This is a genomic window from Enterobacteriaceae endosymbiont of Donacia sparganii (assembly GCF_012569045.1).
Lineage (GTDB): Bacteria > Pseudomonadota > Gammaproteobacteria > Enterobacterales > Enterobacteriaceae.
In genome coordinates, this window is record NZ_CP046196.1 from 291,002 (window position 1) to 304,627 (window position 13,626).

At 19.3% G+C, this 13,626-nt stretch carries 10 protein-coding genes; all 10 read right to left on the reverse strand.

Annotation, left to right across the window (positions count from 1 at the left end):
• Nucleotides 1–25: 25 nt before the first annotated feature.
• On the reverse strand, nt 26–649 hold the full coding sequence (locus GJT98_RS01455) for an MBL fold metallo-hydrolase (RefSeq protein WP_168821150.1): 624 nt from the start codon (nt 647–649) through the stop codon (nt 26–28).
• An 11-nt stretch (nt 650–660) separates the two neighbouring features.
• Nucleotides 661–2,316 (reverse strand): 30S ribosomal protein S1, encoded by a 1,656-nt coding sequence (gene rpsA, locus GJT98_RS01460; protein ID WP_168821152.1) that lies wholly within the window; start codon nt 2,314–2,316, stop codon nt 661–663.
• 273 nt (nt 2,317–2,589) lie between these two features.
• A complete protein-coding gene (aroA, locus tag GJT98_RS01465) occupies nt 2,590–3,882 on the reverse strand; it encodes a 3-phosphoshikimate 1-carboxyvinyltransferase (protein ID WP_168821154.1) in 1,293 nt (430 codons plus the stop codon).
• 40 nt (nt 3,883–3,922) lie between these two features.
• Nucleotides 3,923–5,014, reverse strand: coding sequence for a 3-phosphoserine/phosphohydroxythreonine transaminase (gene serC, locus GJT98_RS01470; RefSeq protein ID WP_168821156.1), 1,092 nt, complete (start codon nt 5,012–5,014; stop codon nt 3,923–3,925).
• A gap of 59 nt (nt 5,015–5,073) precedes the next feature.
• A complete protein-coding gene (gene rodA / locus GJT98_RS01475; protein WP_168821158.1) occupies nt 5,074–6,177 on the reverse strand; it encodes a rod shape-determining protein RodA in 1,104 nt (367 codons plus the stop codon).
• A 26-nt stretch (nt 6,178–6,203) separates the two neighbouring features.
• The gene (gene mrdA / locus GJT98_RS01480) at nt 6,204–8,078 is read right to left on the reverse strand and encodes a penicillin-binding protein 2 (protein ID WP_168821159.1); all 1,875 of its coding nucleotides are present in this window, start codon (nt 8,076–8,078) and stop codon (nt 6,204–6,206) included.
• A gap of 32 nt (nt 8,079–8,110) precedes the next feature.
• On the reverse strand, nt 8,111–9,139 hold the full coding sequence (locus GJT98_RS01485) for a DNA polymerase III subunit delta (protein ID WP_168821161.1): 1,029 nt from the start codon (nt 9,137–9,139) through the stop codon (nt 8,111–8,113).
• Nucleotides 9,140–9,194: 55 nt separating this feature from the next.
• Nucleotides 9,195–11,744 (reverse strand): leucine--tRNA ligase, encoded by a 2,550-nt coding sequence (leuS, locus tag GJT98_RS01490; RefSeq protein WP_168821163.1) that lies wholly within the window; start codon nt 11,742–11,744, stop codon nt 9,195–9,197.
• A gap of 55 nt (nt 11,745–11,799) precedes the next feature.
• Nucleotides 11,800–12,258, reverse strand: a complete 459-nt coding sequence (gene ybeY / locus GJT98_RS01495) for an rRNA maturation RNase YbeY (RefSeq protein ID WP_168821165.1) — start codon at nt 12,256–12,258, stop codon at nt 11,800–11,802.
• 20 nt (nt 12,259–12,278) lie between these two features.
• Entirely contained in the window at nt 12,279–13,619 is a 1,341-nt protein-coding gene (miaB, locus tag GJT98_RS01500; RefSeq protein ID WP_168821167.1) for a tRNA (N6-isopentenyl adenosine(37)-C2)-methylthiotransferase MiaB, read from the reverse strand.
• Nucleotides 13,620–13,626: the final 7 nt, after the last annotated feature.

A 13,626-nucleotide genomic window follows, 5' to 3' on the forward strand; every position in this document is an offset into this window, starting at 1 on the left:
ATAAAGAAATAGTTAGTTTTTATTTTTATTTTAAAAAAGGATTATTTTTAATTTCATTATAAATACTCGTTTTTTCTCCATGACCAGGTAAAATAATGGTATTAATTCCTAATAAAATTATTTTTTTTATAGAATTAATTAAAACATTAAAATTACTATATGGTAAATCTGTTCTTCCTATGCTATTTTTAAAAATAATATCTCCTGATATTAAAATATTATTTAATTTATTAAAAAAAATTATATGACCTGGTGTGTGTCCTGGACAATGATATATTTTAAAAATAATTTTTCCTATAAAAATATTTTGATTATTATTTAACCATATATTATTTTTAAATTTACACTGTGGTAATTGAAAAAGTTTATTTTGTAATTTTATATTTTTTAACCAAAAAATATCTTTTTTATGAGGACCTAAAATAGGAATATTTAAAATTTTAGATAAAACATAAGCTGCCCCGATATGATCTAAATGACAGTGAGTTATTAAAATTTTTATTACATTTAATTTATATTCATTTAAAATTTTTAAAATTTTTCTATATTCTCCTCCTGGATCAATAAGAGCAGCATTTAAAGTTTTTTTACACCAGATTAAATAACAATTTTGATTAAAATCAGTAACAGGAATAATAATATATTTCATATTAATATTAATTATTTACATTTTGCCGCTTTAAAAGCTTCTGCCATTACATTAGAAAAATTATTATTCTTATTTTTTTTCATAATTTTATTTTCTATAATTTTCATATTAACGTCTATATTTACTATTCTATTTTTACGATTAATATTATTTATTTTTCCTTCTATATTTTGTCCAACTTTGAAATATTTTAAAAGATTATCTACTTTATAATTTTTATATTCAGATAATTTGATATTACCTAATATACCATCACTAAATTTTAATTTAATATTTTTATTATCTATATTTATAATAATACCTTTTATTATATTATTTTTTTTATATTCTATAAAATAATTATTTAAAGGATCTTCAACTAATTGTTTGATTCCTAAAGAAATTCTTTCTCTTTCTGGATCTACCTGTAAAAGTATAGCAGTAATATCTTCACCTTTTTTATATTTATGTACTTCATTTTCACCATCATTTATCCATGATAAATCAGATAAATGTACTAAACCATCTATACCTCCAGTTAAACCAACAAAAATACCAAAATCTGTTATTGATTTTATTTTACCTTTAACATGATCACCTTTATTATAATTTTTAGAAAATTCTAACCAAGGATTAATAGTACATTGTTTGATTCCTAAAGAAATTCTTCTTCTTTCTTCATCAATATCTAATACCATAACTTTAACTCTATCATTAATAGTAACTATTTTTGCAGGATGTATATTCTTATTAGTCCAGTCCATTTCCGATACATGAACTAATCCTTCTACTCCTTCTTCAATTTCTACAAAACATCCATAATCTGTTAAATTAGTTACACGTCCTAATAATTTACTATTTTCTGGATAACGTTTAGATATAGATTTCCATGGATCTTCTCCTAATTGTTTTAATCCTAATGAAACACGAATTTTTTCTCTATCAAATTTTAATATTTTAATTTTAATTTCTTCCCCAATATTTACAATTTCACTAGGATGTTTTACTCTTTTCCATGCCATATCTGTGATATGTAATAATCCATCAACCCCTCCTAAATCAACAAATGCTCCATAATCAGTAAGATTTTTTACTAATCCTTTTATTTCCATACCTTCATATATAGCATTAAGTAAATTATTTCTTTCTGCACTATTTTCTGATTCTATTACTGCTTTTCTAGAAACAACAACATTATTTCGTTTTTGATCTAATTTTATTACTTTAAAATCTAATTCTTTACCTTCTAAATGTGAAGTATCTCTAATTGGTCTAATATCTACTAAGGATCCTGGTAAAAATGCTCGAATACTATTAAGGTCTACAGTAAAACCTCCCTTTACTTTACCATTAATAATACCTTTAATATTACTATTGTTTATATTAGCTTTTTCTAAAATTAACCAAGCTTCATGTCTTTTAGCTTTCTCTCTAGATAAAATAGTTTCACCAAATCCGTCTTCTATTAAATCTAATGCTACATCTACAGTATCTCCTATCTTAATTTCAAGATTACCTTGAGAATTTTGAAATTGTGTAATAGGAATACATGATTCTGATTTTAATCCAGCATCTACTAGAACAATATCTTTTTCAATAGAAATAACAGTTCCAGAAATTATTGATCCTAAATTAACGATTTTATTTTTAGATGATTTTTCAAATAAATCCGCAAAACATTCATTCATATTAGTAACTTTTAAATATATTGTAATAAATATTTACTTAAATCATATTAAGTATTATTTTTAATAAACTCATAAATTCCTTTTATGAGAGAAAATAAAATTTATAATTATATTTTATTTATATAATATATAGAATATTATATAAATATAAATATAACGTTAACATTAATAAATTTTTTCTGCAACTGTAACTATATATAATTAATATATTAAATTAGAATATTTTAATATTAAAAAATATTTAAATTATTCATTTAAATATTTTAAATTAATTTAATTATAAAAACTAATTTTTTTAAATTCTTTAAAAAAATTAGGATATGTTTTACTAGTACAGTTAGGATTAATAATACTTACAGATTTATTAGATAATGATAATAATGAAAAACACATAGCCATACGATGATCGTTATAAGTTTCAATTATAGTTTCTTTTATATATTTAGGAGGAAAAATAATAATATAATCTAAACCTGTAATAATTTTTGCCCCTGTTTTTTTTAATTCATTAGACATTGCTTTTAAACGATCAGTTTCTTTTACACGCCAATTATATATATTTTTAATAGTTGTAATTCCACTTGCAAATAAACTAGTAACTGCTATAGTCATAGCTACATCTGGAATATCATTTAAATCCATATTTATGGATTTTAAAATATTTTTTGTACAACTAATATAATTTTTACCATAATATACTATGGCCCCCATTTTTTGTAAAATATTAACATATTTTATATCTCCTTGAATACTATCCTTATTTATATTTTTTAATTTTACTGTACCTCCTTTAATTGCAGCTGCAGATAAAAAATATGATGCAGAAGATGCATCTCCCTCTATAAGATATTCTCCTGGAGAGATATAATTTTGTTGTCCAGAAATTTTAAAATATTTATAATTATAATTTTTTACATAAACACCAAAAATTTTCATTAATTTAATAGTTATATCAATATATGGTTTTGATACTAAATTATTATTTACTTTAATTAAAGTATCTGCTTTTATTAAAGGACTTATAATTAATAAAGATGTTAAAAATTGACTAGAAATTGAACTTTCTATAGTAATAGAATTATTTCCCTGGAAACCACCTTTTATATGTATAGGAGGAAAATTTTTTTTTTCTAAATAATTTATGATAGCTCCACCATTCCTTAAAGTATCTACAAGATGTTTTATAGGTCTTTCTTTCATCCTTGGTTCACCAGTTAAAATAACATCACATTTATTATTTAATGATAATAAAGCTGTTAATGGTCTCATTACAGTACCAGCATTTCCAAGAAATAATTTTATTTTTTTTATAGGATTAATTATTCCATGATTTCCTATAATTAGACATTTTGTTTTATTATTTGATAAAGTAAATTTAATTCCTAATTTTTTTAATGCATTTAGCATATGATTAATATCATCACTATTAAGTAAATTTATTAATTTAGTAGTACCATAAGCTAAGGAAGATAATAATAAAACTCTATTTGAGATACTTTTAGATCCAGGTAAATTTATAGAACCATGAATTTTATTAACAGATTTTAAAATTAAAATATTTTTCATAATATATTATTTAAATTAAAATTTAAAATAATCATAACATTTATGAATATATTTTTTCAAAATCATTCATAAAATTTATTAATTTTTCAACTCCCTCTATAGGCATAGCATTATATATAGATGCTCGTATCCCCCCTATTATTTTATGACCTTTAAGGTAATATAATCCATGTTCTTTTGCTTTTTCTAAAAATAAATTTTCTTTTTTAGAATTTTTTAAGTGAAAAACAATATTTGTTATAGATCTATTACAAGATTTAATTTTATTTATATAAAAATTACTATTATCTATCGTAGAATAGAGTAATTTTGCTTTTTTTTTGTTTATTTTACTAATATATTTTATCCCCCCCTTTTTTTTTAACCATTTTAAAACTAATCCTGATAAATATAAAGAAAAAGTAGGAGGTGTATTAAACATTGAATTATATTTAGACATAATTTGATAATCTAATACTGAAGGTAATTCTTTACGTTTTTTATTATTTAAAATTAAATCTTTTTTAATAACTAAAATAGTTAATCCTGCTGGACCAATATTCTTTTGTGCACTTGCATATATCATACCATAATTTTCAATATTTATTTCTTTTGCAAGAATAGAAGATGATAAATCTGCTATAATAATTTTATTTTTTAATTTAGGTTCTTCATTTATTGCTATCCCTTCTATAGTTTCATTAGGACAATAATGTATATATTTAGAATTTTTATTAAGATTCCAATATTTCATTTTTTTTATGTAGTATACTCCGTTTTTTTTTTTTACTGGATTAATTATATTAGGTTTACAATATTTTATTGCTTCTTCTATTGCTTTATTAGACCAATGACCAATATTAGCATAATCAGCTGTTTCATTATAAAATAATAAATTCATTGGTATAGCTGAAAATTGTGCTCTGGCACCTCCTTGACAAAATAATATTTCATAATGTGATGGTATATTAATTAGTTCACGTAGATCTTGTTTTATATCTTTTATTAATTTTATAAAATCGCTACTACGATGACTAATTTCCATAATGGAAATATTTAAATTATTCCAATTTCTTAATTCATTTTGTGCTTTTTTTAATACTTCCTCAGGTAATGCTGAAGGACCAGGGCTAAAATTAAATATTTTTTTCATTTTTATAATCCTACTGCAATATTTTAAATTAATATATAATATTTAATATTTTTATTTATTTATATTTTACTATCATGAGTATACATAGACATTATAATTCCAAAATGAGCCATAGTTACTACAAGAGAAGTACCTCCATAACTTATTAATGGTAAAGGAATTCCTACAATAGGTAATAAACCACTTACCATACTAATATTGATAAATGTACATAAAAAAAATAATAACGTTATCCCACTAATCATTATTTTATTAAAAATAAAACGACATTTTAACGATAAAAATATACTTCTTCCTATTAACAATAAATATAAAATTATTATTACTAAGACTCCTACAAAACCAAATTCTTCAGCTAATACAGAAAATATAAAATCAGTATGTTTTTCTGGTAAAAAATTTAATTGTGTTTGTGTACCATTTAACCATCCCTTACCAAATATACCTCCAGAGCTAATTGCTATTTTAGACTGAAAAATATGATATCCTTTACCTAAAACATCATAATGTGATTTTAATAGCATAGATATTCTTTCTCTTTGATAATCATGAAATAAAAATATCCATGCAAAAGGAAAAAATATTATAAATAAAATAATACTATTTATAATTTTTTTCCAAGATAATCCAGCTAAAAATAATATAATAGCACCAGATAAACTAATTAATATAGCAGTACCTAAATCTGGTTGTTTAGCTACTAAAATAGTAGGTATTAAAATAAGAATCATTATTCTAAAAAATGTTTCAGTTTTAATAGGATAGTCTGTTTTATTAAGAATATGAGCAATAACTAAAGGAACAGATATTTTAGCTATTTCAGATGGTTGAAATTTAATAAAACGGATATTTAACCATCTCTGTGCACCTTTTGTAGTGTAACCAGTAAATTCTACTGCAATCAATAAAAAAACAGAAAACCAATAAAATAAAAAAGAATATTTTTCATAAATATCTGGAGGAATTTGTACCGCTATTAACATAATTATAAAACCTATACAAATTTGTATTAATTTATGTTTTATAAAAATATGGTTATGGACACCTATTGCACTCCATGTTACAAATAAACTAATTATTAAAATTAATGTAATGATAAATAATAATATTAAATCTATATGTAAAACAGAATGAATAAAATAATTAAATTTTTTTTTTTTCATAATAAAATCACGTTATTGAATATTTTTTAGTATAAAAAATCTTTTTTATGTTTAAAAATATAATCTAAAATTTTTCTTGTAATGTTTCCTATTGATATATTTTTATCACTATTTTCTATAATAATAGTAATAGCTATTTTGGGATTTTTAAAAGGTGCAAATGCTATTATAAGCTTATGATCTCTTAATTTTTTTTCTATTGTATTAATATTATATTTTTTTTTATTTTTTAAGTTAAAAACTTGTGCAGTTCCTGTTTTTGCTGCAACACTATAATTTTTTGCAGAAAAAAAATATTTATACATAGTCCCATTTTTTTTATTTACTACATTATACATTCCTTCTTTTATTATATTCCAATATCTTAAAGGAAGATCTACTACTTTTTTATATTTTGGAGGTGAATAATACTCAAAAATATTATTTAATTTTTTTTTTTTATAAAGATGGAGAGGTTTATTAACACCATTATTGATTAAAATAGTTAATGCTTGGTGTATTTGTATTGGAGTAGCATTCCAATAACTTTGTCCTATACCTACTGAAATTGTATCTCCTATATACCAAGGTATTTGAGTATTTTGAAATTTCCATTGTTTAGTAGGCATATTTCCTAATTGTTCATTGTATAAATCAATATTTGTTAATTTCCCGTAACCAAATTTAATCATCCATTTATCAATTTTATTAATACCTAAATTATAAGCTAATCGATAAAAAAAAGAATCAGATGATTCTTGTAATGCTTTAATAATATTTAAATAACCATGACCATTTTTTTTCCAATCTCTATAAATTTGATTAAATTTAGGGATTTTCCACCATCCTTTATCAAATAATATTGTATTTTTATTTATTAAATTTAAATTTAATGCTAATAAAGCAATATATGGTTTAACAGTAGAAGCTGGAGGATAAATTCCTTGAATAGCACGATTAATTAAAGGATTTTCATCACTCTGTAATATATCATTTAAATTATTTTCTTTAATATTATCAATAAATATATTAGGGTTAAAACTAGGAGTGGAGACCATTGCTAAAATTTCACCATTTCTTGGGTCACTAATAATAACAGCTCCTTTTTTATCATTCATTAATGAATAAACATATTTTTGTAAATTATAATCAATTGTTAAGTAAATATCACTTCCTGTATATGCTTTTTTTTCACATATACTATATTGATATAAACCAATATTATTTACAGCAATTTTTTGGTAACCTGGTGTTCCATATAATTCTTTTTCATAATATTTTTCAGTACCATTTATACCTATTGAAGATGTATCATTATAGTTTTTTACAGAACTTTTTTTTTTAAAAATAATTTTTTTTTTGTAATTAATTGAATTAATGTAACCTATTACATGTGCAAATAAATAACCTTGAGGATAAAAACGTTTTTGATAAGATCTTAAAGATATTCCAGGAAATTTATATTTATTTACTAAAAATTTTGATATTTGAACATTACTTAAATCAATTTTTAATATTATTGATTTTAATGGATTATATTTTATTTTTTTTTTTATAAAATTAATAAGATTATATATATTTATTTTTAATTTTAACAATTTTTGTAATATTATAATGTTTTTAAAAAAAATATCAGTATTATTAGGTTTAATTTTTATCTGATAAAAAATTTTATTTTTAGCTAAAATTACACCATTTCTATCATAAAATAATCCTCTATTTGGTTTTAAAAAAAAAAAACTAATATAATTTTTTTTAGATTGGACTTTATATTTTTTATGAGATTTAACCTGTAAACAATATAAATTATATATTAAAATAAGTAAAAAAATTAAAAATATTTTAATTAAAATCTTTAATCTTTGTAAAAATATTTTTGATTTGATTGTATAATTTTCTAAAAAATTATAATTTTTATTCATAATTATTTTATGCCTAAAGTATTTAAAATATTTTATGAAATTAATAAAATTAATTTTTCTAAATCAATCCAGAAAAATTTTTCTTGATAATTATTTATTATAAAACTTTTAAGATTTATTTCAATTTCTAATAATAATTTAAATATTAAATATAATTTTTTATTATTCATTTTTTTTAATATTATTTTAAATATAATTTGTTTAGATTTAGATATTTCAAATTTTTTAAAAATTAAGTTTAAAGCATATTTATTAATATTTCTGTATATTTTTAGAATTAAAAAAATATTTTTTTGTAATTTATTTAAAATTAAAAAAACATTTTGTTTATTATTTTTTTCCTGTTTAATTATTTTTAAATTATTTTTAATATTATCTATACCTAATAAAAAATCATTAATTAAATTTTTATTTTTTATAAAAACTAAATTATTTAGATAATCTTTAAGATCAAAATTTGAAAAACAATTATTATTATTTTTTTTTTGTATATAAATATTATTTATAATCTGATCTAATAATATTAAATTATTTGAATAAAATTTTTGTAATAAATTACAAATTTTTTTATCTATAAAAAGATTTAATTTTTTAAAACGATAATAGATCCAATTAATAAATTGTATATTATTTAATTTATTATATTTTAAAAAAATTACATATTGATTATTTATAATTTTTTGTATAGTTTTTTCTATATATAAATTAATATAATCATGTATTTCTAAAATAAGAATATTATTAATATTTATGTATTTAATTAAATTAATAATATTATTTTTAAATTTTAAAAATAATACTTTATTAATAAAAATTAAGTGTACTATTTGTTTTTTACAAAAAAAATCAATTATAGAAAATTTAGAAAAAATATTATCCCAAATAGTATCATTATCTATAATAATAACATTATTTTTTATATAACCTAATTCTAATAATTTATTTAATAATAAATTTATATTTTTTTTAATAAAAAAAAGTTCATTACCAGTTATAGTATAACAAAAATATTTTTTATTATAAATATTTTTATAAAAATTATTTAATAATATCTGATTCATTTTTTTAAAATTTATTTTAAGAAATAAATATTTTAATTTATTAAAACTATAAATGTTATTTTTTTTTTGTTACTATATTAAATATTTTATATGGTATATATATAATTTTTATAATTTTAATATTTCTTAAATATTTAGATATTTTATTATGTGATAATATATATTCTTCAATATAATTTTGTTTATTTTGATATTTTTTGGGGATAGAAAGATTATATTTTTTTTTTCCGTCTATCTGAATTACTATATTAAAAGTATTAATTATTTTTGTAGTATCAATTTTTGTAATTACAGGCCATAATTCATAATCTATATCATTATAATTACCCATATATTTCCATAATATAAAACAAATATGAGGAGTAAAAGGATATAACATTTTTAGTATAACTAATAATCCATTAAAAATTATAATATAATCAATATTATTACATATTTTATATTTTATAAATTTATTAAATAATATCATTATTGATGATATTGCTGTATTAAAAGATTGATCTTTTTCAAAATTATTTGTTACTCTAATAATAGTTTTATTTATATATAACTGTATTATTAATTGTTCTTTATTATATTCATAAAATAGTTTATTTTTTTTTATTTGTTGATAATTATTATATAATTTTTTATATTCGTAAATAAATTTCCATAATTTTTTTAAAAATCTATACATTCCTTTAATACCTGATTCTTTCCATTCTAAATCCATAGTAGGTGGGGTAGCAAACATAATAAAAAGACGTAAAGTATCTGCTCCATATTTTTTAATAATATCTTGAGGATCAACACCGTTATTTTTAGATTTAGACATTTTAATCATACCATGATGAATTAATTTTCTTCCCTTATTATCAAATATATCATTATTTTCTTTATTAAAAGAAATGTTTTTAAAATTTACCCAATGATATTTTTTTTTTTTATCTATATAATAATAAGAATCTGCTAAAACCATTCCTTGACATAATAATTTTTTTACTGGTTCATCTGTATCTAATAATCCTATATCTCTCATTAATTTATGAAAAAATCGAAAATATAATAAATGCATTATTGCATGTTCTATACCTCCAATATATTGGTCTACAGGTAACCAATATTTAGCTTTTTTTTTATTTATCATATTATTATTTTCATCAGTACATGTATATCTTACATAATACCAAGAAGATTCTATAAAAGTATCAAATGTATCAGTTTCTATTTGTCCTGTTATTCCATTATTATTATAATAAAACCAATTTAAATTATTTTTAATTTTTTTATTATAATTTTCTTTTATATTTTTATTAAAAATTTTTTTAGGAAAAATAAGAGGTAAATCTTTTTCTTTTAAAGGTATAAATTTTTTGTTATTTTGTATAATTATTGGAATAGGAGTTCCCCAAATACGTTGTCTTGAAATACTCCAATCTTTTAAATGATAATACTTTTTATAAAAAGCTTTTTTTTTAAAAATTAAATAATTAATTAATGATTTATTATTTTTTTCAATATTTTTAAAAAAATTTACTTTTTTATTATTTTGTATAATTGATATATTATAATTTTGTATGAAAATATTATCTTTTTTATTATATTGGGGGATACCGATAGTAGCGTCAATTTCATTAATGTCAGATAAATAATTTACAATTATTATTGGTATTTTTTTTATAAAAATATTTTTTGCAAATAATTTACTATTAATATATTTCATATTATGAAATGAAAAATTTTTTTTTTCTATAAAAGATGTTGATGAACATTCTTTAATAAAATTTTTAATTTTTATATTTTTTATAAATTTTTTACATATAGAATGATTATATAAAATTTTTATGAAAGAAATATTATTAATAGTATGATAATATTTTTTTTCGATAAAAACATTAAATTCATAATTAGTATTATTAATTTTAAAAATAATTTCTATTCCTTCTATTTTACCAATCCAATTTTTTTGCATATTTTTTACTTTTTTCGGCCAATCATCTAATTTTTTTAAATCATTTAATAATTCTTCAGCGTAATTAGTAATTTTTAAAAACCATTGTTTTATCCATTTTTTTTTAATAATACTATTACATCGCCAACAACAATTATTAATTACTTGTTCATTAGCTAATACTGTTTTATCTATAGGACACCAATTTACTATAGCATTTTTTTTATATGCTAAACCTAGTTTATATAATTTTAAAAAAAACCATTGTTCCCAACGATAATAATTAGGATTACATGTTGTTATTTCTCTATCCCAATCAAAACTAAACCCTAATAATTTTAATTGCTTTTTCATATATGCAATATTATTTTTAGTCCATATAGTAGGTGATATATTATGATGATGAGCAGCTATTTCAGCTGGTAAACCAAAAGCATCCCATCCAATTGGATGTAAAACATTTTTTCCTATCATACGTTGATATCTTGCAATAACATCTCCTATGGTATAATTACGTACGTGTCCCATATGTAATTTACCTGATGGATAAGGTAACATTGAAAGACAATAAAATTTTTCTTTATTATAATTTTCAATTACTTTAAAAGTTTTTTTTAAATCCCATTTTTTTTGTACATAAAACTCTATTTCTTTAGGAGAATATTCTTTTTTCATATAAAAATAATTCCTGAATATATTATTTAATTTTAATTTTATATAAATTTTATTTTTAAAAATATGGATTTTTATAACCAAGTAAATTAAGTATTTTAATTTCTTTTGATTGCATTAAAGATGTTTCTTTGATATTTTTATGATCATATTTTAATAAATGTAAACAAGCATGTATAATAATATGAGCCCAATGAGATTTTAATGATTTTTTTTCTAAAAAAGATTCATATTCAATAATTTCTTTACATAAAATAATATCTCCTAATAATTCTTTTTTAAGAAAATTTTTTTCTAATAAAAAAGACAAGACATTAGTTGGTTGAGATATTTTTAAATATTTTTTATTAAGTTTTATAATAGTTTTTTTTTCAACTATAGATATAGTTATTATAATTTTTTTTATGTTTTTTTTATAAAAAATTTTATTTAACCAATAAAAAATATCATTTTTAAAAGGTAAATTATTATTATTTTTACAAAAATTATAATAATTTAAGATAATATTAAATTTCATATGATTTTTAAAAAAAATAATTAATTATTACAGATAGATATAAATTCTCCATATAAAGAATATATATAAGAATCAATAATTTTAACATTTATAAATTTGCCAATATAATTTATTTTACTCATAAAGTATACTATTCTATTATTTTCAGTTTTTCCAAAATATTTATTATTTTGAGGAGATATACCTTCTACTAAAATAATTTGTATTGTATTTAACATTTTTAAACTAAATTTTTTAGTTTGTTGTGTTATATAATGTTGTAATAAATATAATCTTTTTTTTTTTTCTAAAATATTTATGTTATCTTTCATTTTACTAGCTGGCGTTCCTGGTCTAGGAGAATAAATAAAACTAAAACCCATGTCTAAATCTAGATCTAAAATTAAAGAAATTGTATCATCAAAATCGCTTTTTGTCTCACCTGGAAAACCTACAATAAAATCTGAACTAATTTGAATATATGGTCTAATATATCTAACTTTATTTATAATTTTAGTATATTCTAAAATACTATATCTTCTTTTCATTAGAGATAAAATTCGATCAGAACCACTTTGTACTGGTAAATGTAAAAAATTTACTAATTTAGGAATTTTTTGATATACATTAATTAATTCATCAGAAAAATCTTTTGGATGACTTGTTGTAAACCTAATTCTTTTTATATTTTCTATTTTAGAAATTAATATTAATAATTTTGCAAATGTATAACATTTTTTATTTTTTTTATCAATATATTTATAGGAGTTGACATTTTGTCCTAATAAATGTATTTCTTTAACTCCTTGATCAGATAAATTTTTAATTTCTAAAAGAATATCTTTATAAGGACGACTTATTTCTTTACCTCTAGTATGAGGTACTATACAATAAGTACAATATTTATTACAACCTTCTATAATTGAAATAAAAGAACTTACATTTTTTGTTTTTGTCAAAGGAAAAAATTTAAATTTTTCAATTTTAGGAAAACTTATATCAATTAAAAATTTTTTAAATTTACGTATTTTATATATCATTTTAGGTAATTTATGGAAAGTTTGAGGGCCAAAAATTATATCTACATAATATGCTCTATCTAATATTTTTTTACCTTCTTGTGAAGCAACACATCCCCCTACTCCAATAATAATTTCTGGATTTTTTTTTTTTAAAATTTTCCATCTTCCTAATTGATGAAATAATTTTTCTTGTGCTTTTTCTCTAATAGAACAAGTATTTAATATTAAAATGTTTGCATCTTTTATAGATGTAGTAATTTTACAATTTAACTTATTTTCCATAATATCAGCTATCTTAGAAGAATCATATTCATTCATTTGACAGCCCCAAGTTTTAATATATAATTTATTATTTAACATAATTTAA

Excerpts from the sequence above, each read along its gene's own strand:
- aroA (WP_168821154.1), bottom strand. The coding sequence starts at position 3,882 with ATGAAAAATATTTTAATTTTAAAATCTGTTAATAAAATTCATGGTTCT.
- rpsA (WP_168821152.1), bottom strand. The coding sequence starts at position 2,316 with ATGAATGAATGTTTTGCGGATTTATTTGAAAAATCATCTAAAAATAAA.
- leuS (WP_168821163.1), bottom strand. The coding sequence starts at position 11,744 with ATGAAAAAAGAATATTCTCCTAAAGAAATAGAGTTTTATGTACAAAAA.
- GJT98_RS01455 (WP_168821150.1), bottom strand. The coding sequence starts at position 649 with ATGAAATATATTATTATTCCTGTTACTGATTTTAATCAAAATTGTTAT.
- ybeY (WP_168821165.1), bottom strand. The coding sequence starts at position 12,258 with ATGAAATTTAATATTATCTTAAATTATTATAATTTTTGTAAAAATAAT.
- miaB (WP_168821167.1), bottom strand. The coding sequence starts at position 13,619 with ATGTTAAATAATAAATTATATATTAAAACTTGGGGCTGTCAAATGAAT.
- serC (WP_168821156.1), bottom strand. The coding sequence starts at position 5,014 with ATGAAAAAAATATTTAATTTTAGCCCTGGTCCTTCAGCATTACCTGAG.
- mrdA (WP_168821159.1), bottom strand. The coding sequence starts at position 8,078 with ATGAATAAAAATTATAATTTTTTAGAAAATTATACAATCAAATCAAAA.
- rodA (WP_168821158.1), bottom strand. The coding sequence starts at position 6,177 with ATGAAAAAAAAAAAATTTAATTATTTTATTCATTCTGTTTTACATATA.
- GJT98_RS01485 (WP_168821161.1), bottom strand. The coding sequence starts at position 9,139 with ATGAATCAGATATTATTAAATAATTTTTATAAAAATATTTATAATAAA.